This window comes from Thiofaba sp. EF100, assembly GCF_039822285.1.
Taxonomy (GTDB): Bacteria; Pseudomonadota; Gammaproteobacteria; order Halothiobacillales; family Halothiobacillaceae; genus Thiofaba.
Window position 1 is genome coordinate 69,909 of record NZ_JBAJEY010000004.1, and the last position, 25,188, is coordinate 95,096.

Genomic DNA, 25,188 nt, shown 5'->3' on the forward strand with positions numbered 1-25,188 from the left:
ATGCAGGCGCCTACCCCGGTCAGCGGTGTGGTGAGGGGACTCAAGCGGGTTCTGGCCTCCCGCTGGCTGATGCCGCTGATCACCCTGGTGCTGTTCGTGCTCGCGGTGGTGGCCATCTACCACATGCTGCGCGAGATTCGCCCCGAGCAGCTGTGGGCCGAGCTGGGCCATGTCTCTCCCTTCAAACTGCTGCTTGCCCTGGTGTTCATGGTGGGGAGCTTTGCCTTCATGGTGGGCTATGACGCCTCGGCCTTGCGTTACATCGGCAAGAAGCTCCCCTGGCGGACGGTGACTCTGGCGTCGTTTACCGGCTATGCCTTTTCCAACACCATCGGCATGGCGCTGGTGTCCGGCGCCTCGGTGCGCTACCGCATCTACGTCGAGGCTGGGCTGGACGGCATGGATGTCGCCCGGGTGGCGGCCTTCTGCGCGCTGGCCTTTGGCATCGGTGCGCACGTGGTAGCGGCGATGGGGCTGGCCTGGCAGCCGGAGTTGGTGGCCGAACGGTTCGGCTGGCCGGCGGAGTCCCTGCGGGCCGCCGGCATCGCCGGCCTGCTGCTCGCGGCAGGCGTGCTGCTGTGGCTGATGGTCAGACCGCGCACCCTGACCCTGTGGCGCTGGCGTATCGAACTGCCGGGTTGGCGTCTGAGCATGGCGCAGCTCGGCATTTCGCTGGTCGACATCCTGTTCGCCGGGGCTTGCCTGTACGTGCTGTTGCCGGAGGGCAGCGTGCCGTTCGGGGCCTTCATGCTGGTGTTCGTGGTGGCGATGGTGGCCGGTGTGGCCAGTCATGTGCCGGGGGGGCTCGGGGTGTTCGAGGCGGTCATGCTCTCCGCCCTGCACCAGCATGTCCCTGCCGAGCAGCTGACCGCCGCGCTGGTGCTGTTCCGCGCCATCTACTATCTGTTGCCGCTGGTGTTGGCCTCCGCCCTTTTGGCCTGGCGTGAGCTGTCCGGCCCTGTCCTGCCCGCCTTGGCCGTGGCCCGTCAGCTCGGCAACTGGAGCACGCGCTATGCCCCGCTGGCCATGGCCGCGCTGGTGTTCCTGGCGGGCCTGATCATGCTGGCCTCGGCGGCCACCCCTGCCATGCCCGGGCGGCGCGAGTTCCTGGAGGCCACGGTGCCCTTGATGCTGGTGGAGGTGTCCCACGTCTTGGCCGGGGTGGTGGGGCTGGCCCTGTTGATCCTGGCGCGCGGCCTGCAACGGCGCCTGAACGGGGCCTATGTGATGACGCTGGCGTTTTCGGCGGTCGGCATCGTGCTCAATCTGCTCAAGGGCGTCGACTATGAGGAGTCGATCATCCTCGGCCTGGTGGCCCTGGCCCTCATCGCCAGCCGCAAGGAGTTCTATCGCCGCACGCGCCTGCTCGATTCGCCCTTCTCGGCCGGCTGGCTGGCGGCGGTGATTGCTGCGGCCGTCGGCATGGTGGCGGTCACCTTCTTCTCCTTCAAGCACGTCGAGTACGACCCCCTGCTGTGGTGGCAGTTCGGCTTCGACCAGGACCTCGCCCGCTCGCTGCGCGCGACGCTGGGGGTGGGACTCGGGGTCGTCTTGCTCAGCCTGACCCTGCTGTTGCGCCCGCCAGCCCGTGTGCCGCATGAGCCGAATGCCGCCACGCTCGCGCATGTCGAGGCCATCGTCCGTGCGCAGGATCGGGCCATGCCCAATCTGGCGCTGCTGGGCGACAAGTCGATCATGCTGAGCGAGGAGGGCGATGCCTTCCTCATGTTCGGCAAGCGCGGCAGCAGCTTCATCGCCTTGGGCGACCCGGTCGGTCCGCCCGCGGCGGCGGAGGATCTGGCCTGGCGGTTCCGCGAGCTGGTCAGCCGGGAGGGGGGGCGGATCGCCTTCTACCAGGTGCGGCCGGAGAACCTGCCGCTCTATCTGGACATGGGCCTGATGCCGCTGAAGATCGGCGAGGAGGCCGTGGTCATGCTTCCGCGCTTCAGCCTCGACGGCAAGCAGGGCGAGGACAACCGTCTCATCCTCAACCGCGGCCACCGGAAGGGGTTCGAGTTTGAGTTCATCCCCGCCGAGCGGCAGGTGGAGGTGCTGGAGGATCTGCGCCATGTGTCCGACGACTGGCTGGAGAGCCGCAAGGCGCGCGAGAAGCGTTTCTCGCTCGGGGCCTTCGATCCGGCCTACCTGCGCCACTTCGATGTCGGCGTGCTGCGTCTTGCGGGGCGGGTCATCGCCTTCGTCAGCATCCTGCGCACCGACACCCACGGCGAGGTGGCGCTCGACCTGATGCGCCATGTCCACGATGCGCCGAAGGAGACCATGCGCTTCCTCCTGCTCAAGCTGGTGCTGCACTTCAAGGAGGCCGGTTACCAGCGCTTTTCGCTGGCCATGGCTCCGCTCTCGGGGCTGGAGGATCACCCCTATGCCCCGATCTGGCAGCGCATCGGTGCCATGGTCTACAACCTGCCGCCGAGCCGGGTGGGTCACTACAACTTCCAGGGGTTGCGCCAGTTCAAGGACAAGTTCAACCCGGTGTGGGAGCCGCGCTACCTGGTCACCGAAGGCGGCCTGCAGCCCGCGGTGATCCTGACCGACGTGGCGGCCCTGATCGCCGGGGGGATGCGCGGGGTGCTGGGCAAGTGAGGCGGAGGTTCAGGATTGCCCTGCTGGCGGGAATCCTCGGGGTGGGCGTCGCCCTCGCGGCCGAGCCCCTGCCCACCCGCGAATGGGGCGCCCTGTCGATCAGCCTGCCCGCGGCGGGCGAGGGGCAGGGGGTGGCAATCTTGTTCACCCCCGCCGCGGGCCCGGCAGGGCCGGATATCGAGGCGGCCGAGGCGCTGCGGGCCAAGGGGCTGGCCGTGGCGCTGGTCGATACCGGGGCGCTGCTCGACTGGGCGCGGCAGGGCGAGGGGTGTCTCGACCTCGCCGGGGTGGGGCAGTGGCTCAGCCAGACCTTGCAGCAGCGCCTGGGACTGCCCGAGTACCGCCCGGCATGGTTGGCTGGGCGCGCGGAAGGCGGCTGGGTGGTGCATGCCCTCCTGGCCCAGGCCCCCGAGGGCGTGTTCGCCGCAGGTCTGAGCATGGACTTCACCCCGGGCAACCCGTCGGGACGCCCGCTGTGCGAAGTGGGGGGTGTGGGGCCGGATCGCCGCCTCGCGCCCGATACCCCGCTGCATGGGACGTGGCGGGTCGGCGATATGGAGGCGGTGAGCTTCGATGCTGCACGCTATGCCCGCCAGGCGGCCCTGGCCAGCGACCGTCCCATGCCCGAGCCCTTGCGGGGGGCTTATGCAACGCAAGTGCTCGAGCTGCTGACGCCGCAGGCTTCGAGCCTGGAGGGGGTGCCGGACCTCCCCTTGGTCGAGGTGGCGCGCCACTCGGCCTCCGGGGTGCTGGTGGTCCTCTATTCCGGCGATGGTGGCTGGCGTGACATCGACCGGCGCCTGGGCGAGGCCCTCGGGCGGCAGGGCTATGCGGTGGTCGGCATCGACACCCTGCGCTATTTCTGGGGGAAGCGCGAGCCGATGGGCGTGGCCCGTGACCTGGACCGGCTGGTCCGCTACTACCTCGAGGCCTGGGGGCTGAACGAGGTCGTCCTGATCGGTTATTCCTTCGGCGCCAACATCCTCCCGTTCGCCTACAACCGTCTGCCCGATGCAACCCGGGGGCGGGTGCGGATGGTCACCCTGCTCTCGCCCGAGCTGACCACGGACTTCGAGGTGCACCTGGCCGGCTGGCTGGGGCAGCAGGCCACGGGCGCGGCGGCCATGCCGATTCTGCCCGAGGCGAGCCGTATCGATCCGAGGCGGCTGCTGTGTGTGTACGGCGAGCAGGAGGCGGTCACGACCCTCTGCGCCCAGCCCGGGCTGGGAGGGGCACGGCTGATGCGCCTGCCGGGCGGCCATCACTACGATGGCGATTACGAGGCGCTGGCGCGCAAGCTCATCGAGGCCATCCAGCACGTGCCCGTGCCGGAGTGAGCGGCCGCGGCCCCGATGGGGCCCATCGGGGTGGAACAGATTGTTTCAAAAGGGCTGTCTTGCCCTTTTGAAACTCGCCTCGTCGCGGTGCACGCCCGCGACGGGCTCCGAGAATCAATCACTTGACGTGATTGACTCTCGGGCAAGCCATCCTTGGCTCGGATTCTCAGGCTGTTTCAAAGAGTTTTGAAACAGCCTGAGAATCCGGCGTGTGGCCTGCCCCGCAACTAATGCCCTCATCGGGCCTTTCCATGTGCTCTCCGCCCGCAGCGCGACTATGATCCGCGCCATCCCTTTCCCGATTCCGTACGAGGTCGTCCATGGATGCCCCCCTGTCGTTGCTGCTGGTGGTCCTGCTCATCGCCCTGGTGTTCGGCGCGGGCGCCCAGTTTTCCCGCGTCTGCCTGCCGGGCAGCCTGCGCGATTGGGTGATCGGCCACGACCGTTCGCGCCTTGCGGCCTACCTGGTGGCCGTGGGCGCGGCCGTCATCGCCACGGGGCTCGTGCAGGCCCTCGCCGGCGTCGATCTGAACGACACCAAGCCGCCCTACCGCAGCCCGCAGTTCGCCTGGGGGCGCTACCTGATCGGTGGCTTCATCTTTGGCGTGGGGATGGTGATGACCCGCGGTTGCCCGGCGCGCAACCTGGTCAAGCTGGGGCAGGGCAATCTGCAATCCCTGCCGGTATTGATCGTCATGGCGCTGACCGCCTACGCCATGACCCGCACCTCCCTGTACGCCGACGTCTTTCTGCCTTGGGTCGGCCCGCTGACGATCGATCTGACGGCGTTCGGTATCGCTCATCAGGATCTCGCCAGCCTGCTCGGCGGCGGAGTGGGCCTGGCCTTGGTTTTGGCGCTGGTGATCGGGGCCGCATTCCTGCTTTTCGCTGCGCGTCTGCTCGCGCCGTTGCAGGGTGGGGTGGTGTGGCTCGGGGCCGCCTTGGTGGGGGCGATGGTCGCGGCGGCCTACTGGGTCACCGGTGGCCCGCTCGGCCAGAAGGCTATGGAGGCCGCCGAGCTGATGGACACCCCGCCCGAGGGGCTGGGGACCCAGTCCTTCACCTTCAGCGCCCCGTTGGGCGATGTGGTGCATTACCTGGGGCACCCGGCAGCGACCTCCGCCATCACCTTCGGCGTGGTGGCGGTCGCGGGCGTGCTGCTGGGGGCCTTCCTCAGCGCGCTGGCGCGGCGCGAATTCAGGCTCGCACCCCTAGGCCATGCGCGTGAATGGCTCATCACCCTCTCGGGGGCCGTGCTGGTGGGCATCGGCAGTGTGCTGGCCATGGGCTGCACCGTGGGTCATGGCATGAGCGGGGTGGCCACCTTGGCGCTGGGCTCGTTTGTGGCCCTGGCCGCCATCGTCGCGGGCGGGGTGACGGCGCTCAAGGTCGGGGCCATGCTTCAGCGGCACGATAAGCTATAGTCATTGGCTATTCATTGAATCCTAAAATTCAATTTCTATCTATAGCATCGGGGGTCTAGTCTTGCCTCTGTGCCCGATGGCGGGCACCCATCCCCAACCCGTGCGAGGCAAGACCATGTTCGAAAACCGTGAAGGGCAGCGTGTCCCCAGCGTCATCTTCAAGACCCGTCAGGACCACCAGTGGGTGGATCTGAGCAGCGACGAGCTGTTCAAGGGCAAGACCGTCGTCGTGTTCTCCCTGCCGGGGGCCTTCACCCCCACCTGCTCGTCCAGCCACGTCCCGCGCTTCAACGAACTGGCGCCGGTGTTCTTCGCCCACGGCGTGGATCGCATCGTCTGCCTGTCGGTCAACGATGCCTTTGTGATGAACGAATGGGCGCGCGAGCAGCATGCGCCCAACGTGACCTTCATCCCGGATGGCAACGGCGACTTCACTGCCGGTATGGGCATGCTGGTGGACAAGGACGACTTGGGCTTCGGCAAGCGCTCCTGGCGCTACTCCATGCTGGTGCGCGACGGTGTGGTGGAGAAGATGTTCATCGAGCCGAACAAGCCGGGCGATCCGTACGAGGTGTCCGACGCCGACACCATGCTCGACTACCTCGCCCCCAATGCGGTCAAGCCGCGCTCGGTGGTGGTGTTCAGCCGCGAGGGATGCCCGTTCTGCGCCCGTGCCAAGGGCATGCTGGCGGACGCGGGGATGGCCTATGACGAGATCATCGTCGGCCGCGACGTGACCCTGCGCGGCCTGCGCGCCGCCAGCGGCCGCGAGACCGTGCCGCAGGTGTTCATCGATGGTGTGCACATCGGCGGTTCGGATGACCTGGCCGGATGGTTCAAGCAACAATAAGCTATAAGGGAAATGCTGAAAATTCAGCGTTTCCCGTCCGGGGCAAGGATGCCCCGGCGCGAACAAGGGCGTAAGCCATTGATTCGCGGAGGCCGCCGCGAATTGACTTCGCGGCGATCCGAGCTGAAAAAATCCAGGAATGGATTTTTTTCAGCATCTCCTTAGCAGGCCGTTGAAAAAAAGGGTTTCAACGGCCTGCTAAGGCAAGCCAGGGAAGGCTTGCACGAAGATCAATCACGCTAAGTGATTGATCTTCGGAGCCCGTCGCGGACATGCGCCGCGACGAGGCGAGTTGAAAAAGGGCAGGAAGCCCTTTTTCAACACCCTGTTAGGGTCGAAACCGATCCTCCAGGCTGCCCGGCGTGGCAGCCTCATTATTCCCGACGCATGCAAGAGGATGCAGAGATGAGCAAGCCGATATCCTTCGACGTGATCGCCCTGGGCGGGGGCAGCGGCGGCCTGGCCGCGGCCGAGCGCGCCGCCATGCTTGGCAAGCGCGCCCTGGTGATCGAGCCGAACGGCCTGGGTGGCACCTGCGTCAATCTTGGGTGCGTCCCCAAGAAGGTGATGTGGTATGGCGCCCAGACCGCGCACGCCATCCACAACGCCGCCGGATTCGGCTTCGATGTGGAGCTGAAGGGTTTCCACTGGCGCAGGCTGGTCGAGGGCAGGCGTGGCTATATCAAGGCCATCGGCGATTGGTGGGCGGGCTATGCCAAGGACCTCGGCATCGAGGTGGTGAAGGGCTTTGGCCGCTTCGTGGATAGCCACACCGTCGAGGTGGATGGCACGCGCTACACCGCGCCGCACATCGTGGTCAGCACCGGTGGCCGACCGTTCGTTCCGCCAGTGCCGGGCGCGGAGCTTGGCATCACCTCAGACGGCTTCTTCGCCTTGGACGAGCAGCCCAGGCGCGTCGCCATCCTCGGCGGCGGCTACATTGGCGTCGAGATCGCCGGTCTGATGCGCGCCCTTGGCAGCGAGGTGTTGCTGGCGGACATCGCACCATGCATCCTGATGCCCTTCGACCGCATGTTGAGCGAGACGCTCGCCCGCCACATGCGCGAGGAAGGGATCGATCTGCGCCTGCCGTTCCGCGCCGCCGGCCTGCGCAAGACCGAGGCGGGGATCGTCATCGACGGTGCGGACGGCGAGAGCCACCCTGACGTGCTCGGCCCGTTCGACGCGGTGATCTGGGCTGCCGGGCGCAAGCCGAATACCGACGGCATCGGCCTGGAGAGGGCCGGGGTGGAGGTGCTGCCGAACGGCTTCGTGCCAACCGACGCTTTCCAGAACACCAACGTGCCGGGCATCTATGCCATTGGCGACATCACCGGCCGCGCCGCGCTGACCCCGGTGGCCATCGCCGCGGGCCGCCGCCTGATGATGCGCCTGTTCGCCGGCCAGGAGCAGGCGAAGCTGGACTACGACAACATCCCGAGTGTGGTCTTCTCCCACCCGCCGATCGGCACCGTGGGCCTGACCGAGGCGCAGGCGCGTGAGCAGTTCGGCAAGGCGGTGACCGTGTACCAGACCGACTTCACGCCGATGAAGTACGCGCTGGCGGCGCACAAGGCCCCGACCGCGATGAAGCTGGTCTGTGCCGGGGCGGAGGAGAAGGTGGTGGGGGTGCACATCATCGGTGATGGTGCCGACGAGATGCTGCAGGGCTTTGCCGTGGCGGTGAAGGGTGGCCTCACCAAGGCCGACTTCGACAACACGGTCGCCATCCATCCGACCAGCAGCGAGGAACTGGTGACGCTGAAGGTGCCGAACCCCGAGCCGGAGGCATGAGCTGCGCCTATATCGCCTATAGTTAAGGGGAGCCTGTCAGCGAAGGAAGCCCGCTCATGCCAAGCCACCGTTCCCGTACGCCTCTCGCTGTCCTTGCCTTCGGCGTGGGATGGCTCGCGGCGGGGGCAGCCCTGGCAGCAGAGGCGGAAGACGACCGCCCCTGGTACGACCGCGCCCAGGCGGGCATGTCCAGCTGGCTGGTCGGTACAGCTGCGGGACTGGATAGCTTCTTCGGCGACCCGCGCGCGATCGAGGAGGACTACACCGAAACCTACGCTCGCCTGCAGATGGGCATCACCGAGTCGCGCCTGAACGACACCGAGTGGACCAGCCGGGTCTATGCCAAGGTCGCCCTGCCCCGGCTCAGCCGCCGGCTCAACATCTTCGTGGTCGGCGGTGAGGAGGACCAGAGCGTGGCGGCCAAGCCGGAGGAATCACTGAGGCAGACGGAGAAATCCTCTACCGTCGGGGTGCAGTACGTGCTCGATGAAACGGACCGCGGGCGCTGGAGCCTCTCCGGCAGCCTCTCGCCCAATGTGAAGCTGCGCTACCGCTACCTTCACCCTCTGGGCGCTGGCTGGTATACCCGCTACACCCAGAACCTCTACTGGGACAAGGACAAGGAAACCGGCATCGAATTGCGCGGTGACCTGGAACGGGTGATCGCCGACAACACCTTGTTTCGCCTGACGCTGGACGCGGACTATTGGGGCGCCGCGACCGGAGTGAACTGGGTGGCCGGGGGTGCCCTGTTGCACAGGCTCGACGGCCGCTCCGCACTCGCCCTGGATGCCTCCGCGAGCGGGGTTTCGGAGCCCACCTGGGAGGTCGCCCAGTACCGCACTGGCCTGCGCTATCGGCGCAATTTCTTTCGCAGCTGGCTGTTCTACGAGATCGAACCGGCCCTGCGCTGGACGCAGGAGCCACTCAATCCCGCCGACCGCATGACCTTCGACCCGGCCATCACCTTCCGCCTGGAGATCCAGTTCGGAAAGGTGACTGGGCTGTAGCCAGGCGGTTCGTGAAACGAAGGTTTTCTGGACATTCCAGCGTGGAACGAAGGGGGTGACTCCCCCCTCGGGGCCGCCCTGGACGGGTCTGTGGAAGCCGGGTGAATGGGCCAAGGAAGGCCCATTCAGCCCCGCCGCGACAGGAAGTCGCGTCGGGGCGGCCCGGCTGGAGCAGATCAGGCCAGGGTTTGCCCGAAGGGCCGGCCCCGCGGGGGCGTGTTCTTTGGGTTACTTTTCTTGCACGAGCAAGAAAAGTAACTCGCCCGCTTGCACGGGTGCATGTTCGAAGAAACAAGCTTCAAAGCGGGCGAAAAACCACTTCAACGGTTGTTCAAAGCCGCTTTGAGACAGGCTTGTAGCTTGGTTTCGCCCGCCTCAAGCCGCGCACTTCGAACGGCCTGAATCGCACTCGGGCGAGTGCCTTTCTTTGCTTGCCCAAAGAAAGCCACCAAAGAAAGGGCACCCCCGCGGGGTCGCCCTTCGGGCAAGCCATGGCCGGGACCGCTCCGATCGGGCCGTCCCGACGCGACTTCCTGTCGCGGCAGGGCTGAATGGGCCATCCATGGCCCTTTCACCCGGTCTCCACAGCCCCGTCCATGGCGACCCCAAGGGGGATTCGCCCCTCACCCCCAGCCCCTCTCCCTGAGGGAGAGGGGGAACCTGTCCAGAAAACCTTCCTTTTTCGGACTTCCGATGGCCTCCTTCTCGGTCCCTTCCGACATCCATGCCGGAAGCCCCTGCGGGGTTCAGCCTTCGAGAACGTCGCGGTACACGCCCGCGACGGGCTCCGAGAATCAATCAATTGCTGTGATTGACTCTCGGGCGAGCCATCCTTGGCTCGCATTCCCAGGCTGTTTCAAAGAGTTTTGAAACAGCCTGTCAGGGTGCCTTTTCCACTTTGGTGATGGTCAGCACCCCGTTGATCGACTCGGCGCGGAAGCGGATGCGGTCGCCCGCCTTGAGCTGGTCGAGCAGGGCGGGATCCTGCGGGCGGAACACCATGGTCATGGCGCCCATGCCGAGGTTGGGCAGGGGGCCGTGCTTGAGGGTGATCTTGCCGGCGGATTTGTCCACCTTGCGCACCTCGCCTTCGGCCAGGGCCTCGTTCTGCACCATCTCCATGTGCTGCGCCATGCCTTCCGGCGTGGCGTGGTCGTGGTCTGCATGGCTCGGTGTCGCGGCCTGGGCGTGGATGCCCAGGGCCAGGGGCAGGATGGCGGTCATCAGGATGATCTTGCCTTGCATGATGCGTGTCCTCGTGAGGGGGTCAGGAATGGTCGTTGTGCACGGGCTTTCGTACCGTCACGGTGGGGCCGTTGGCGGGCGCGGCTGCGCGCTCGGGCTCCGGCAGGGGCTCGCCCTGCCACTCCCAGGCGCGGGTGCCCTTGGGCTGGGGGTAGGGGCCAGGATCCCTGTAGTCGTCGCGGGCCAGGCCCTTGCGGATCTTCACCGTCGTGAACATGCCGCCCATACCGATCGGACCGAACGGGCCATGGCCGGTCATCATCGGCAGGGTGTTGTCGGGCAGCGGCATCTCCATCTCCGCCATGTCGTGCATGCCGCGCTCGCCCATCACCATGTAGTCGGGGATCAGCTTGCTGATCTTCTCGGCGATGCCGCGCTGGTCGACACCGATCATGGTTGGCACGCCGTGGCCCATGGCGTTCATGGTGTGGTGCGACTTGTGGCAGTGGAACGCCCAGTCGCCCTCCTCGGTGGCGTCGAATTCGATGGCGCGCATCTGGCCGACGGCGACATCCACCGTGACCTCGGGCCAGCGCGCCTCGGGCCGGGTCCAGCCGCCGTCGGTGCCGGTCACCTCGAACTCATGGCCATGCAGGTGGATGGGGTGGTTGGTCATGGTCAGGTTGCCGACCCGGATGCGCACCCGGTCCCCACGCCGGCAGACGAGGGGGTCGATGCCGGGAAAGACGCGGCTGTTGAAGGTCCACAGATTGAAGTCGAGCATGGTGTTGACCCGTGGCGTGTAGCTTCCGGGGTCGATGTCGTAGGCATTGAGCAGGAAGCAGAAGTCGCGGGCCACGCGCATGAAGTCCGGATTCTTCGGATGGACGATGAACATCCCCATCATGCCCATCGCCATCTGCACCATCTCGTCCGCATGGGGGTGGTACATGAAGGTGCCGCTCCGGCGCAGGGTGAATTCGTACACGTACGTCTTGCCCGGGGGGATGGGGGGCTGGGTCAGGCCGGAAACGCCATCCATCCCGTTCGGCAGGCGCTGGCCGTGCCAGTGGATGCTGGTGACCTCGGGCAGGCGGTTGGTGACGAACAGACGCACCCGGTCGCCTTCCACCGCCTCGATGGTTGGGCCGGGGCTCTGGCCGTTGTAGCCCCACAGGCGGGCATTCATGCCCGGTGCGAGCTCGCGTACCACCGGTTCGGCCACCAGGTGGAACTCCTTTACGCCGCGGTTCATGCGGAACGGCAGGGTCCAGCCGTTGAGGGTGACCACCGGGTTGTAGGGGCGGCCGCTGGCCGGCTGCAAGGGGGGCAGGGTGGCGGCGCTGTCCATGGCGGCGGCCTCGGGCAGGCCGGCCAGCGCGCTCGTATGGACCAGGCCGCTGCCGAGGGCGGCAAGCCCGGTCTTCATCAGGAAATCTCGACGGGAAACCATGGGGTTCTCCTCAGGGATCAGTGGCCGCCCGCCGCCGGGCTTGCGGCTTGACGAGGGGCGGAAAGACTGGCGGTCGCGGGGGAGCCGACGGTCAGGGTCATGCGCAGGTCGGTCTCGGCGCGCCAGTAGTCGCGGCTGGCCTCGATGGCGCCGATCACGGACTGGATCTGTTCGCGCGCATCCAGCAGCAGCTCGAATACGCCGATCAGCATGCCGTTGTAGCGGAGCACGTTTTCCTCCGCGATGCGCTGCCGCAGCGGGACGATCTCGTCGCGATAGTGGCGGGCGAGGTCGAAGGCCGTGCGGTAGCGCAGCCAGGCCTCGCGGGCCTCCGAGCGGGCACGGATGGCCATCGCGCGGACGTTTTCTACGGCCTGCAGGTAGACCGCCTCGGCCCGCGCCACCTTGGCATCCCCCCAGTCGAACACGGGCAGGAGCAGCTCGATCTGGTAGCCGCGCTGGGGCGGGGCATCGCTCGCGGTGTTGTTCATGACCCCGGCCTCCAGCACGTTGACGAAGCGCGTGGCGCGGGTGATGCCAAGCGACCGCGCCAGTCCTTCCGCCTGCTGCTTGGCGAGTTGCACATCCAGCCGCTCGCCGATGGCGCGCGCCTCGATGCCTGTGCCGTCCGCAGGCATGGCGGGCAGGTCCGGCAGGCGCTTGGGCAGGACGAAGTCGGTTTGCTCGCCCCACAGGCCGAGCAGGCGAATCAGCCGCTCGCGCGTCTGCGCCGTCTGCAGGCGGGCGAGGGCGAGGCGTGCCGTGGCATCGGCGTAGAAGCCCTGCTCGCGCGCTTGATCCAGGATGCCCCAGTGGCCGGTTGCGGCCATGCGCCGTCCGAGCAAGCTGCTGGCCTCGGCGGCCTCGCGCACCTGCTGCCAGTACGTCTCCGCCTGTGCGGCGGCGACGGCATCGATCCACGCCTTGCGGGTCTCCAGGGCGATTCGCATGACCTCGCCGGCCACGCGCAGCTTGGTCTCCGCTGCGCGGCGCTCCTCGATCGCCGTCCGTGCTGGCAGGGTGAGGAGGCCGAAGATGTCGAACAGGAAGGTGCGTTCGATCTCGACCTCGCCTCCCCGTTCCAGGCGGCCATAACTGAAACCGGGGTTGCGCAGGCGTCCAGCCTGCACCCGCTCGGCATCCGCAATGCCCAGCTCAAACAGGGTCATGCGCAGCCCCGGATTGTTGAGCAGGGCGATACGCACGGCATGCTCGGCCGTGAGCGGTCCTTCGGCCAACAGGGCGTCCACCTCGGCGGAGGCCTGCTGCTGGCGCTCTGGCGTGTCAGGAAGCAGGAGAGGGGAGCGTTCAGCGGCGGCAAGACGGGCATCCACCGCGGGCTGAAGCTCGCCAAGACCTGCATCCTCCCTCAGCGTGGCGCAGCCTGGCAGGATCAGGAGGGCGACGGTGGTCAGGCCCGCCGCGGCCCATGTGGAAAGATGGCCTCGCGTCATGGCGTACCTCCATGCCCATGATGATGGTCAGGCGATGGAGGCTGGGGGGAGGGGGCGCCCATATGCCCCAGGTGACCGCCCAGTTGACGGGCGGTGTCGTTCACCTCGCGCCAGCCTGTGAGTTCCGAGGGGCGGAAGGGGGTGTAATCGGTGAAGGCCGACCGGTAATCCACCGGCGGGACGGTCGCTTCGGGCTGTTCCGGCCCTGGGGCGGCGGCCATGGCGGAGGTGGAGAGGGTCAGCAGCAGGGTGCAAACATGCACCCGCCGAAGTTGAGCAGACATGACGAAAACTCCATGAAAACCGGTAAGGCCGTGGCGTTTGGGCCACGGGATCATGACGACGGTTACAGGGAGGCGGGCGGTCGCTCGGGCTGGTCGAGGGTCAGGGAGACGAAGCGAGCGTCGATGAAGGGGATGGGCGAGGAGAGCGGCCGCGCGTCTGCGATGTCGTACGCTGCGAGGGCGGTGAAGTGGGAGAGGGCGAAGCAGTGCGGGCAGTCGTCGCCGAGGGCGGTGGAGGTGTCGTCGCCTGCCTCATCCAAGGCCAGAGCGTCGTGATGGTGACAGCTCATGCCCTCGTGTCCCGCACCGGCCGCAGGGCCGGAGGCGTGGTGCATGCCGGACGCGCACACGCTCATGCTGACCCCGGCCATCCCCTGGATGGGCAGGATCAGCACAAGCAGAAGCAGCAGGGTGCGCTTGAGCATGTCCATGAGGCGGGAGGCTCGCCAGTGGGCCAATCGTGAAAACCAAGTTAGTGGATCAACCATGCGGACGCAAGTTCCCGCGCCGCCGATGGGGCGGCGGCCGGGATCACGCCTGTTCGCCGGCTGGGTCGACCTCCCCATGTTCTTCCAGCACCTCGCGCAGACGGGCGCGGGCCTCCTCGACGCCGGTGCCATGGAGCGAGGAGAACAATTGCACAGTCACCCCTTCCGGAAGGGTGCGGCGCAGTTTCTGCAGTACCCCGCTGGCCGCACCGCGCGAGAGCTTGTCGGCCTTGGTCAGCAGCACGTGCACGGGCAGGCCGCGGGCATGGCAGCTCTCGATCAGCATCACATCGAAGGGGCGCAGGGGATGGCGGATGTCCATCATCAGCACGGCAAGCCTGAGACTTTTGCGGGTGCTGAAGTATTCGTCCATGACCAGGCCCCAGTTCTGGCGCATCTCCATGGGCGCTTCGGCGTAGCCGTAGCCGGGCAGGTCGATCAGGCGCTTACTGTCGTCGAGCACGAACACGTTGAGCAGCTGGGTGCGGCCGGGGCGCTTGCTTGCCCGCGCCAGGGTCTTCTGTGCGCACAGGGCATTCAGGGCGCTGGACTTGCCGGCGTTGGAGCGGCCGGCAAAGCAGATCTCCGCACCACGATCGGCGGGCAGGTGGGCGGGATCGGGCGCGCTCTTGAGAAAGCTGGCACGGGCGAAATAGGCGCGCAGTTGAGGGTCTTCTTTGTGCATGTGCACATTCTATGTCAGTTCCATGGTGGACAAGCCTTTGTGGCTGACTAAAATCCGAAGACTTTTGTGTGCCGCAACCCCGGAGAGGGCCATGACCACCCGTCTGATGATTGCCACTGCCATGATGTTCGCCACCACCCTGTCCGCCCAAGCGGCGGGGGATGTCGCCGCGGGGCAGGCCAAGGCCGCAGCCTGTGCCGGTTGCCACGGCGCCAACGGCAACAGCGCCAATGCCGCCTTTCCTTCGCTGGCTGGCCAGCATGCCGACTACATCGCCAAGCAGCTGCGCGAATACAAGGCGGGGGTGCGCGTCAACGCCATGATGGCCGGCATGGTCGCCCCCCTCACCGAGGAGGACATGGTGAACCTTGGTGCCTACTACGCCTCCCAGGCCAAGACCGCCCTGCCGCTTGATGGTCAGGATGCCGAGCTCATCGCCCGTGGCAAGCGGCTGTATCAGGCTGGGGATGCGGCCAAGGGGCTGGCGGCCTGCGCGGCTTGTCATGGCCATCAAGGCTACGGCAATCCGGGCGCGGGCTATCCCGCCCTGCGCTCCCAGCATGCCGCCTACACCGAGCTCACCCTCAAGGCCTTCCGCGACAGCAGCCGGGCCAATGACGCCCAGGCGGTCATGCGCCAGATCGCAGCCAAGCTGAGCGACGAAGAGATCCGGGCCCTGGCCGCCTACACCGCCACTTTGCACTGAGCGCGGAACCTCCGCGCGCGCAGCCGTCTCCAACAAGGGCGCGTCCCGGTCTCCTCCCTCTGGCGGAGGCTCCGCCCCATCCTCGATAGCCCGGCATGACCCAGACACCTACGCACTCCCCCGGCCGCCAGTTGATGGCCTTCCTCGGTTCGATGAACCTGGCCATCATCCTGCTGGTGGCGGTTGCACTGGCCTCCATCATCGGTACGGTGTTGCAGCAGAACCAGGCCTACGGCGACTACCTGATGAAGTTCGGCCCGTTCTGGTTCGAGGTGTTCCGCACCCTCGGGCTGTACGATGTCTATTCCGCCCCCTGGTTCCTTGCCATCCTCGGCTTTTTGGTCCTCTCCACCAGTGCCTGCGTGATCCGCAACGCGCCGGGCATGGTGCGCGAGATGCGCGACCACCGCCTGCACGCGCAGGAGAAGTCGCTGCGCGGCATTCCGGGGGCGGCCGAGTGGCAGGTGCCCGTGAGCGTCGAGGCCGCCGCGATCGAAGGGCGTCGCACCCTGATCGAGTCCGGTTTCAATGTGCGCGAGACCCGCGTTGCCGAGGGTTACCTGATCGCCGGGCGCAAGGGGGCCTTGCAGCGGCTCGGTTACATCTTCACCCACGTGGCCATCGTCATCATCCTGGTGGGCGGCGTGCTGGATTCGCGCATCTGGCTGGCGTTGCGTGAGCTCAAAGGGGACCTGGTGGTGGAAACCCGCCCGGTGCCGGTGTCCCAGGTGCCGCCGGAGAGTCATGTCCCGGCCTCCAACCCCAGCTTCCGCGGCAATGTGAACATCCCGGAAGGGCAGCAGAGCTCGGTGCTGTTCCTCAACGTGCGTGATGGCTATGTGGTGCAGGAGCTGCCGTTCACCATCGAGGTGAAGGACTTCCGCATCGAGCACTACATCAACGGCCAGCCGAAGTCCTACGAGAGCGATATCGTCATCCACGACCCCGCCAGCCCGAACCAGCCCGTGGCACAGACCATCTCGGTCAACCATCCGCTGATCTACAAGGGGCATGCGATCTACCAGGCCAGCTTCGGCGATGGTGGCTCCAAGCTTGCCCTGCGGGCCTGGCAGCTGCTCGGTCAGAGCGGCGCGGCGCAGGATATTCAGGGAGCCATCTTCCAGGACATCCCCTTCTCCCTCGGTGGCCAGCGCTACACGCTGGAGCTGAACGACTTCCGCCTGTTCAACATCAACCCCATCGAGGGCGAGGACGGCAAGGTCGAGCAGAAGAACTTCGGTCCGAGCATGGTGTTCCGGATGCGCGATGCCGCCGGCCAGGCACGCGAGTACGAGAATTACATGAACCCGGTGGTCCTGGATGGGCGGCCGGTGTTCATCTCCGGCATGCGCGAGCAGGTCGGCGCACCGATGCGTTACCTCTACCTGCCGGCGGACCGCGACAACCGACTGGATACCTTCATGGCCTACTATGCCCGCCTGCACGACCCGGAGCGCGTTGCGCGGGCGGTGCAGGCGATGCTGGAGGAGATCAATCCCGAAGCCGCGAAGCTGCCGGCGGCCAGCGAGTCCATCCGCGCCATGGTCGGCCGCTTCGTCGAGGGTGGCTACGACGCCATCGGCACGGACCTTGAGAAGCGCGTGCCCGCCGAGCAGTTGCAGCAGGCCTTCGAGACCAGCGTGCGCGTGCTGCAGACCGTGCTCGGACGGATGTATGTCGAACTGCTCGCCGAGCGGGGCATCCAGGCGCCGGCGGAACAGGATGAACGCTTCCTCGCCGACGCGGTCACAGCCATCAATGCCCTCGCGCTGTACGGTTCGCCCATCTACCTGCAGATGACAGGCTTCGAGCACATCCAGGCCTCCGGCCTGCAGATTACCAAATCCCCCGGCAAGGCGGTGGTCTATTTCGGCAGCTTCTTGTTGACCCTGGGGGTGTTCATGCTCTTTTATCTGCATCCGCGCCGCGCCTGGGTATTGGTGCGCGAGAACGAGGGGGGGGCGCGCCTGCTGTTCGCCACCACCAGCCATCGCAAGACCATCGACATGCAGCAGGCTGGGGTCCAGTTGCGGGAGGGCCTGGAGGCCCGCCTGCGTGGGGCGGGCGGGCACCCGCTTAGGGTTGCCCCTGTCTAGCAGGATCAAGCCATCCATGGCCTGCTAGGGAAACGCTCGAAACCTTGAATGTGGCATGTTCCCTCCCCCCTTGGGGGGGGGAGGGGTAGGGAGAGGGGGCAAAAGGGCGTCACCCTCTCCCCCAGCCCCTCCCCCATCGAGGGGGAGGGGAGAAGTATTTGTTGATACCTTATCGAACCACGGGAGGTTCCCATGTCCGCCAACCTTGACGCCATGCGCCAATCCATCGGGCATTCGCCATCCGCGCGGCACGTCCGCCCGCTGGACGTCCTCTGGCTGGTCGCCGTGCTGGGTGCCGGTTTCGGCGTGCTGGCCGCCTTCAACCAGCGCATGGATGGCTACGAGGTCGGCATCCTGATCGGTACCACCCTGTCGCTTGCCGCGTTCGGCTGGTTCTGGCGCAGCATGCAGGGGCTGACCCTGGCGGTTGCGCTGATGAGCGGCATCGCCCTGTGGCGCTACGGCGCCTACTTCGGCGATCAGCTCTCGGTCGGTCTGGATGCGCTCAATGCGGTACAGGGCAAGGACTTCTTCCTCAAGTTCCTGGTGTCCAGCCAGAGCGCGATCATGTGGATGAGCGCGCTGTACGTCGGCGCCACCTTCACCTATTTCCTCGCCTTGTTCAGCCGCGCCGAGTACATCGGCCGCATCGCCTCGGGCCTTGTGTGGGCGGCCACCGCCTTCGGCCTCACCGGGCTGATGGCACGCTGGCGCGAGTCCTACCTGATCCATGTGGACTATGGCCACATCCCGGTGAGCAACCTGTACGAGGTGTTCATCCTGTTCGCCGTGATCACCGCGCTGATCTACCTGTTCTACGAGGCCCGCTTCCGCACGCGCAATCTCGGCGGCTTCGTCATGCTGGTGATTTCCGCCGCCGTGGGCTTCCTTCTGTGGTACACCTTCGACCGGGGCGCGAATCACATCCAGCCGCTGGTGCCCGCGCTCAACAGCTACTGGATGAAGATCCACGTGCCGGCCAACTTCGTCGGCTACGGCTCTTTTGCCCTCGCCGCGATGGTTGGCCTGGCCTACCTGATCAAGCTCAGGCTCGGCGGGGATGGGGAGAACGACCGCCTGCCCAAGCTCGCGGTGCTGGATGACCTGATGTACAAGGCCATTGCGCTCGGCTTCGGCTTCTTCACCGTGGCCACCATCCTCGGTGCCATGTGGGCGGCCGAGGCCTGGGGTGGCTACTGGTCGTGGGATCCGAAGGAGACCTGGGCGCTGATCGTGTGGCTCAACTACGCCGCCTGGCTGCACCTGCGCCTGACCAAGGGCTGGCGCGGCGCGCCGATGGCCTGGTGGGCGGTGGTCGGCCTGTTCGTCACCACCTTCGCCTTCCTCGGCGTGAACATGTTCCTCTCCGGCCTGCATTCCTACGGTACGCTGTAAGCGGCTCACAACCAGGAGGTTGAATGATGAAACAACTCGGCTGGCTGCTCGCGCTCATCCTCTCTGCGGGACTGGTGCATGCTGCACCGGAAGAAATGGTCCATTACGAGGCCATCGACCCGCCGGTGAAGGTGGATGCCGCACAGGGTGAGGTCGTAGTGCAGGAGTTGTTCTGGTACGGCTGTGGTCATTGCTACCATTTCGACCCCACCCTCAACGCCTGGCTGGCGAAAAAGCCGGCCAACGTGCGCTTCGAGCGCGTGGCCGTGGCGCTCAACCCAGGTTGGGTGCCGCTGAGCAAGGCTTATTACGCGCTCAGGCAGCTCGGCGTGGATGAAAAGCTCCATACCGCCCTGTTCGATGCCGTGCACAAGGAGCGCCGCCCCTTGAGCGCCCCCGAGCAGATCGCCGACTTCGTCGCATCCCACGGGGTGGATCGCGAGGCTTTCCTCAAGGCCTACAACGGCTTTGCGGTGGATGCCGAGGTGCGCAAGGCGCAGCAGCTCGCCCGTCAGTATGGCATCACCGGCGTCCCGGCCATGGTCGTGCAGGGCAAGTACCGCACGTCGGGGAGTCTTGCCGGCACCAACGGCAAGATGATCGAAGTCGTCGATGCCCTTGTCGTCCGGGAGGCCGGCCGGTAAGACTGGCAGCCTGCCGGGGGTTGGGATTCCCCGTTCCAACCCCTATGCTAGCCCGATCTTTTTCCTGTTGGCTGGCCCATGACCACCACCGCACATCTCGTCGTCCGCTGCCTTGAGGCTGAAGGCGTCGATACCATCTTCGGGGTTCCCGGTGAGGAGAACCTCGACCTGCTCGACGCCCTGCTCGAGAGCCGCATTCGCTTCATCCCCACCCGCCATGAGCAGGGGGCGGCCTTCATGGCCGATGTGCATGGCCGCCTGACCGGCAAGGCCGGGGTGTGCCTGGCGACGCTCGGGCCCGGCGCGACCAACCTCATCACCGGCGTGGCGGACGCCAACATGGACCATGCGCCGCTGGTCGCCATCGCCGGCCAGGCCTCGACCGACCGCCTGCACAAGGAATCCCATCAGGTGCTCGACCTGGTGGAGATGTTCCGGCCAGTGACCAAGTTTTCCACCCGCGTGCTCTCACCGGCCACGGTTCCGGAGACCATCCGCAAGGCCTTCAAGCTTGCGCAGTCGTCCAAGCCGGGCGCGGCCTTCATCGAACTGCCGGAGAACATTGCCGAGATGCCCGCCGAAGGGGCGCCGCTGCCGCACTCCGACGGTCACCGTCCGGGGCCGTCCGAGCAGACAGTATCAGCGGCCGCGCGGCTGATCTCAGAGGCCAAGAATCCCATCATCCTGGCCGGCAACGGTGTGATCCGCGCCGGCGCGCACGAGGCGCTGGCGGCCTTCGCCGGACAGTTGAACATCCCCGTGGCCAATACCTTCATGGCCAAGGGGGTGATCCCGTTCAAGCACCCGATGGCGCTGGGGAGCGTGGGGCTGCAGGCCAAGGATTACGTCGGTGTCGGCTTCGACCATGCGGACCTGATCATTGCCATCGGCTACGACGTGGTGGAGTACCACCCGCACCTCTGGCATCCGACCCGCGACCGCGCCATCCTCCACATCGACGATACCCCCGCCGAGATCGACGAGCACTACGGTGTGACCCTCGAGGTGCTGGGCGATATCGGCCTCTCGCTCGAACGCATCGCCCAGCGTGCTCGTCCCCACGAGGGGCAGGCGCTCCGCAGGTTGCGCCAGATGCTGATCACCGACATGGGCGAGCACGCCCGTGACAGCGTGTTCCCGCTCAAGCCGCAAAAGCTGATCTGGGATCTGCGCACGGTGCTCGACCTGCAGGACATCGTCATCTCCGATGTGGGGGCGCACAAGATGTGGCTGGCACGCATGTTCCGCTGCGAGCACCCCAACACCTGCCTCATCTCCAACGGCTTCGCCAGCATGGGCATCGCCCTGCCGGGGGCGATCGCCGCCAAGCTGGCGCGCCCGGAGCGCACGGTGGTGGCGGCCACCGGCGACGGCGGCTTCCTCATGAACGTGCAGGAACTGGAGACCGCCAAGCGCCTTGGCACGCCGATCATCGTGCTGGTCTGGAACGACGGCGGGTATGGCTTGATCGAGTGGAAGCAGATGGCGCAGTTTGGCCGGCCCGCCTTCGTCCGCTTCGGTAATCCGGACTTCGTCAAACTGGCGGAGTCCTTCGGCGCACGCGGCTACCGCGTCGAACCCGGTGTGTCGCTGCAGGACGTGCTACGCGAGGCCATCGCGAGCGAAGAGATCTGCGTGATCGATGTGCCGGTGGACTACAGCGAAAACCTCAAGCTGACCGCGCGGCTTGGCGAGATGGTGTCGCCGATGTGATTGCGCGTCGCGATATCCCCCTCGCCGCCCCACATCCGGCCGTCAACCCGGGGCAGCGCCTGCGTCTTTTGAGCTACAACATCCAGGTCGGCATTGCGAGCAGCGCCTTCCGCGAATACTTCACCGCCGGCTGGAAGCACGTGCTGCCTACCCCGGAGCGGATGAAGAATCTCGACCGCATCGCCGAGGTGCTGTGCGAGTATGACATCGTCGGCTTGCAGGAGCTGGATGCGGGCAGCCTGCGCAGCCACTTCCTCAATCAGGCCGAATACCTGGCGCTGCGCGCCGGGATGCCGTTCTGGAAGCACCAGACCAACCGCGACCTCGGCCACCTGGCCAAGCACAGCCTAGGGCTGGTCGCCCGGCTGATCCCCTACGCGGTCGAGCACCGCGCCCTGCCGGGTTTCCTGCCCGGCCGGGGGGTGATGCTCGCGCGTTTCGGCCAACCCGGGGCGCGGCTCACCGTGGCGGTCATGCACCTCGCCCTTGGTCGCGCCTCGCGCATGCGGCAGATGGACTTCGTCGCGGATCTTCTGGCCGACGAACCGAACGCCATCCTGATGGGGGATTTCAACTGCCTGCCGCAGGCCCCCGAGATGCGCCTCCTGCTCCGCCGCACGGGGCTGCTGTTGCCGGAGAAGGAGCTGCACACCTACCCGAGCTGGCGCCCCAGCCGGATGATCGACTACATCCTGATCAGTCCCTCCCTGCGCATGCGCGAGGCCGAGGTGCTGCACTTGCCGCACTCCGACCACCTGCCCTTGGCCGTGGAGGTGGAGCTGCCGCCGGGCCTAACCCTGTGAGACCGTCATGACCGCACAAGCCAGCGAAGGCGAAGACTGGAAGCGTCGTTACCTCGACACCCTGCAAACCCTCGAGGAGCGCGACGAACGCCTCGGCACGGCGGAAGAGCTGCTCCGTCTTGCCCTCGGGCGCCTCACGCTCGCGGCGGAGAAGGCCTACCCCCCGCTCGAGGCGCGTCTGTCCGCCCTGCGTCAGGAGGTCAAGGCCGCGCCCGAAGGGCGTCTGCCTCTGAGCCGCCTGCTCGCCCAGCTGAACGAGCTGGTCAGTGAACTGCGTACCCTGGAGACACGAAGCGAAGAGGTCGAGCGCGAGTCCCACGTTGCCCCGGCGGAGGCGCCCGAGCTGGACGACCGGGCTGCGCTGGCGCGGCGCTTCCTCGCGGTGCTGCTGGAAAAACTGGTCCTGACCCATGAGTTGGAACAGCGCAAGTCCGACCTGCTGGAGGCCCTGGGGCTGCCGGGCGAGGGGGCGACGACGGTGCTGATCGATCAGGCGGCGGGTCTGGTCAATGACATGCGCAAGCAGCTTGAGCATGAGAAGGATGACCTGGCGGGGTTCCTCAAGCAGCTCACCGACACCCTCAACGAGCTGGACCGGGATGTTCAGTCGGACATCGAACTCCTGCATGACGACACGGGGACGCGCCTGGCCCTGCATGACGCCATGGACAGCCAGATGCGCGGCCTGGAGCAGGACATCACGGCGGTCAATGACGTCAACCAGCTCAAGGCCATCATCAGCACACGCCTCGACCGCCTGCGGGCCCACATGACCAGCTTGCGCGAATCGGAGGATCGCCTGCTCCAGCGCATGGAGCAGACCACCGCCACCATGCGCGGGCGCATCCTGCTCCTGGAGAAGGAGACCGAGGGGCTGCGCGAGAACCTGCGCGCCAGCCGCGAGCGCATGCTGATCGACGCGCTGACCGGCATTCCCAACCGTCTGGCCTTGGATGAGCGCGTCAAGCTGGAACTGGCCCGTTTCAAGCGCCACAAGCAGCCGCTGACCTTGGCCGTGTGGGACATCGACCACTTCAAGGCCATCAACGATACCTTCGGTCACAAGGCGGGCGACAAGGCCCTGCGCATCGTGGCGCAGAAACTGGCACAGGAGGTGCGCGAAACCGACTTCGTCGCGCGCTACGGCGGCGAGGAGTTCATCATGCTGTTCATCAACACCAGCGTGATGGATGCCCTTGCCAAGGCGGACAGCCTGCGCGAGAGCATCGCGGCGGCGCCGTTCCGCTATGGCGACAAGCCGCTTCGGATTACGCTATCCTGCGGACTGAGCCAGCTGCGTGCCAATGACACGGCGGACCAACTGTTCGAGCGCGCCGACCAGGCCCTGTATGCCGCCAAGCAGGGCGGACGCAACCGCTGCGTGGTCGGTTGAGGTCTTGTGACGGCTTGCAATGCACCCAGGCTGGCCGCAGAATTCATCCCAACCCGGCCCCGGGGGCCGGCCCCTGAAAGCCACGAAGGAGACGACCGCGTGAGCGACAACATTGTTTACCTGTCTGACGCCAGCTTCGAGCAGGAAGTCATCAAGAGCGACATGCCGGTCCTGGTGGACTACTGGGCCGAGTGGTGCGGTCCATGCCGCATGATCGCCCCCATCCTCGACGAGATCGCCAGCGAATACGCCGGCCGCGTCAAGGTCGCCAAGCTCAATATCGACGAGAACCCGGGGACCCCGCCGAAGTACGGTATCCGCGGCATCCCGACCCTGATGCTGTTCAAGGACGGCAACGTGGCGGCGACCAAGGTCGGCGCCCTGTCCAAGTCCCAGCTCGCGGCCTTCCTCGACGGCCAGCTCTGAGGCGTTGCCCCCGGGCGTGTCCATCTTTCTCTGGACGCGTCCCGCGGGGCATGTTAGTTTTTCCCCGCGGTCGGCATTCGCCTGCCGTTCAAAGCACATTCTGCACCATCCCGATCCTTCCCTGCCGTGACCTTTGCGGGTCGTGTGCATCCCTGCATTCAATCCTTCCCTCGCATGAATCTGACCGAAATCAAGAAAAAACCGGCGGCCGAACTGCTGGCCCTCGCCGAGTCCATGGGCATCGAGAACGTGGCCCGCGCGCGCAAGCAGGACCTGATCTTCGCCATCCTCAAGGCCCACGCCAAGACGGGCGAGGCGATCTACAGCGAGGGGGTGCTGGAGATCCTCTCCGACGGCTTCGGCTTTTTGCGCTCGCCGGACGGCTCCTACCTCGCAGGGCCCGATGACATCTACGTCTCCCCGAGCCAGATCCGCCGATTCTCCCTGCAGACCGGGGACACGGTGGCCGGCACCATCCGCCCGCCGAAGGATGGTGAGCGCTACTTTGCCCTGCTCAAGGTCGACTCGATCAACTTCGAGCCGCCGGAGAACACCAAGAGCAAGGTCCTGTTCGAGAACCTCACCCCGCTGCACCCCGAGAAGCGCCTGCGCATGGAGCGTGGCAACGGCAGCACCGAGGATCTGACCGCGCGCGTGATCGACATCGTCGCGCCGATGGGCAAGGGCCAGCGCGGCCTGATCATCGCCCCCCCAAAGGCGGGCAAGACGATGATGCTGCAGAACATCGCCCAGAGCATCACCGCCAACTATCCCGAGTGCTACCTGATCGTGCTTCTGATCGACGAGCGCCCGGAAGAGGTGACCGAGATGCAGCGTACGGTGCGCGGCGAGGTGATCGCCTCCACCTTCGATGAGCCGGCGACCCGCCACGTCCAGGTGGCCGAGATGGTGATCGAGAAGGCCAAGCGCCTGGTCGAGCACAAGCGGGATGTGGTGATCCTGCTCGACTCCATCACCCGTCTGGCGCGCGCCTACAACATCGTCCAGCCGTCCTCCGGCAAGGTGCTGACCGGCGGTGTGGACGCCAACGCCCTGCAGAAGCCCAAGCGCTTCTTCGGCGCGGCGCGCAACATCGAGGAGGGCGGAAGCCTGACCATCCTCGCCACCGCCCTGATCGACACCGGCTCGAAGATGGACGAGGTGATCTACGAGGAATTCAAGGGCACCGGCAACAGCGAGGTGCACCTCAACCGTAAGATCGCCGAGAAGCGGGTCTATCCGGCCATCGACATCAACCGCTCCGGCACCCGTCGCGAGGAACTGCTCACCGACGTGGAAGAGCTGCAGAAGATGTGGATCCTGCGCAAGTTCCTGCACAACATGGGCGAGCTGGAGGCGATGGAATTCCTCCTCGACCGCCTGACCAAGACCAAGACCAACAACGAATTCTGGGATTCGATGAAGCGCTGATGGCGCTGCATCC

At 66.3% G+C, this 25,188-nt stretch carries 21 protein-coding genes; 15 read left to right on the forward strand and 6 right to left on the reverse strand.

Annotated elements, in window-relative coordinates:
* From mprF to V6D91_RS08310, 6 genes are all read left to right on the forward strand, one after another.
* Positions 1-2,604 carry a bifunctional lysylphosphatidylglycerol flippase/synthetase MprF gene (gene mprF / locus V6D91_RS08285; protein ID WP_347319461.1) on the forward strand — a complete coding sequence of 868 codons (2,604 nt, stop codon included), beginning with the start codon at positions 1-3 and terminating at the stop codon, positions 2,602-2,604.
* Positions 2,601-3,941, forward strand: a complete 1,341-nt coding sequence (locus V6D91_RS08290; RefSeq protein WP_347319463.1) for an alpha/beta fold hydrolase — start codon at positions 2,601-2,603, stop codon at positions 3,939-3,941. The genes mprF and V6D91_RS08290 overlap by 4 nt, the downstream gene beginning before the upstream one ends.
* A 320-nt stretch (positions 3,942-4,261) precedes the next feature.
* A complete protein-coding gene (locus V6D91_RS08295) occupies positions 4,262-5,365 on the forward strand; it encodes a YeeE/YedE family protein (protein WP_347319465.1) in 1,104 nt (367 codons plus the stop codon).
* Positions 5,366-5,480: 115 nt separating this feature from the next.
* The gene (locus V6D91_RS08300; protein ID WP_347319467.1) at positions 5,481-6,215 is read left to right on the forward strand and encodes a glutathione peroxidase; all 735 of its coding nucleotides are present in this window, start codon (positions 5,481-5,483) and stop codon (positions 6,213-6,215) included.
* 405 nt (positions 6,216-6,620) lie between these two features.
* A complete protein-coding gene (gorA, locus tag V6D91_RS08305) occupies positions 6,621-8,009 on the forward strand; it encodes a glutathione-disulfide reductase (protein ID WP_347319469.1) in 1,389 nt (462 codons plus the stop codon).
* A 56-nt stretch (positions 8,010-8,065) separates the two neighbouring features.
* A complete protein-coding gene (locus tag V6D91_RS08310; protein ID WP_347319471.1) occupies positions 8,066-9,019 on the forward strand; it encodes a hypothetical protein in 954 nt (317 codons plus the stop codon).
* 879 nt (positions 9,020-9,898) lie between these two features.
* On the opposite strand, the gene V6D91_RS08315 is transcribed toward V6D91_RS08310, so the two are convergent.
* From V6D91_RS08315 to yihA, 6 genes are all read right to left on the reverse strand, one after another.
* The gene (locus V6D91_RS08315) at positions 9,899-10,264 is read right to left on the reverse strand and encodes a copper-binding protein (RefSeq protein ID WP_347319473.1); all 366 of its coding nucleotides are present in this window, start codon (positions 10,262-10,264) and stop codon (positions 9,899-9,901) included.
* Positions 10,265-10,286: 22 nt separating this feature from the next.
* Positions 10,287-11,657 carry a copper oxidase gene (locus tag V6D91_RS08320; RefSeq protein ID WP_347319475.1) on the reverse strand — a complete coding sequence of 457 codons (1,371 nt, stop codon included), beginning with the start codon at positions 11,655-11,657 and terminating at the stop codon, positions 10,287-10,289.
* Between the two features lie 17 nt (positions 11,658-11,674).
* Positions 11,675-13,111, reverse strand: coding sequence for a TolC family protein (locus V6D91_RS08325; RefSeq protein WP_347319477.1), 1,437 nt, complete (start codon positions 13,109-13,111; stop codon positions 11,675-11,677).
* Positions 13,108-13,395 carry a hypothetical protein gene (locus V6D91_RS08330; protein ID WP_347319479.1) on the reverse strand — a complete coding sequence of 96 codons (288 nt, stop codon included), beginning with the start codon at positions 13,393-13,395 and terminating at the stop codon, positions 13,108-13,110. Before V6D91_RS08330 ends, V6D91_RS08325 begins: the two co-directional genes overlap by 4 nt.
* A gap of 62 nt (positions 13,396-13,457) precedes the next feature.
* Positions 13,458-13,826, reverse strand: a complete 369-nt coding sequence (locus V6D91_RS08335; protein ID WP_347319480.1) for a hypothetical protein — start codon at positions 13,824-13,826, stop codon at positions 13,458-13,460.
* 100 nt (positions 13,827-13,926) lie between these two features.
* Positions 13,927-14,568, reverse strand: coding sequence for a ribosome biogenesis GTP-binding protein YihA/YsxC (gene yihA, locus V6D91_RS08340; protein WP_347319482.1), 642 nt, complete (start codon positions 14,566-14,568; stop codon positions 13,927-13,929).
* 91 nt (positions 14,569-14,659) lie between these two features.
* Here yihA and V6D91_RS08345 point away from each other — a divergent pair, with 91 nt between their 5' ends.
* From V6D91_RS08345 to rho, 9 genes are all read left to right on the forward strand, one after another.
* The gene (locus V6D91_RS08345) at positions 14,660-15,274 is read left to right on the forward strand and encodes a c-type cytochrome (RefSeq protein WP_347319484.1); all 615 of its coding nucleotides are present in this window, start codon (positions 14,660-14,662) and stop codon (positions 15,272-15,274) included.
* A gap of 95 nt (positions 15,275-15,369) precedes the next feature.
* Complete coding sequence (locus tag V6D91_RS08350; protein ID WP_347319486.1) at positions 15,370-17,370, forward strand: cytochrome c biogenesis protein ResB; 2,001 nt, start codon at positions 15,370-15,372, stop codon at positions 17,368-17,370.
* Positions 17,371-17,562: 192 nt separating this feature from the next.
* A complete protein-coding gene (ccsB, locus tag V6D91_RS08355) occupies positions 17,563-18,765 on the forward strand; it encodes a c-type cytochrome biogenesis protein CcsB (RefSeq protein WP_347319489.1) in 1,203 nt (400 codons plus the stop codon).
* A gap of 23 nt (positions 18,766-18,788) precedes the next feature.
* Positions 18,789-19,409 carry a thiol:disulfide interchange protein DsbA/DsbL gene (locus tag V6D91_RS08360; protein WP_347319491.1) on the forward strand — a complete coding sequence of 207 codons (621 nt, stop codon included), beginning with the start codon at positions 18,789-18,791 and terminating at the stop codon, positions 19,407-19,409.
* Positions 19,410-19,487: 78 nt separating this feature from the next.
* On the forward strand, positions 19,488-21,122 hold the full coding sequence (locus V6D91_RS08365) for an acetolactate synthase large subunit (RefSeq protein ID WP_347319493.1): 1,635 nt from the start codon (positions 19,488-19,490) through the stop codon (positions 21,120-21,122).
* Positions 21,119-21,925 carry an endonuclease/exonuclease/phosphatase family protein gene (locus V6D91_RS08370; RefSeq protein ID WP_347319495.1) on the forward strand — a complete coding sequence of 269 codons (807 nt, stop codon included), beginning with the start codon at positions 21,119-21,121 and terminating at the stop codon, positions 21,923-21,925. The genes V6D91_RS08365 and V6D91_RS08370 overlap by 4 nt, the downstream gene beginning before the upstream one ends.
* A 7-nt stretch (positions 21,926-21,932) precedes the next feature.
* Positions 21,933-23,318, forward strand: a complete 1,386-nt coding sequence (locus V6D91_RS08375; protein WP_347319497.1) for a diguanylate cyclase — start codon at positions 21,933-21,935, stop codon at positions 23,316-23,318.
* A 99-nt stretch (positions 23,319-23,417) separates the two neighbouring features.
* On the forward strand, positions 23,418-23,744 hold the full coding sequence (gene trxA, locus V6D91_RS08380) for a thioredoxin TrxA (protein WP_347319499.1): 327 nt from the start codon (positions 23,418-23,420) through the stop codon (positions 23,742-23,744).
* Between the two features lie 174 nt (positions 23,745-23,918).
* Positions 23,919-25,175 carry a transcription termination factor Rho gene (gene rho, locus V6D91_RS08385; protein ID WP_347319501.1) on the forward strand — a complete coding sequence of 419 codons (1,257 nt, stop codon included), beginning with the start codon at positions 23,919-23,921 and terminating at the stop codon, positions 25,173-25,175.
* The last annotated feature ends 13 nt before the right edge of the window (positions 25,176-25,188 follow it).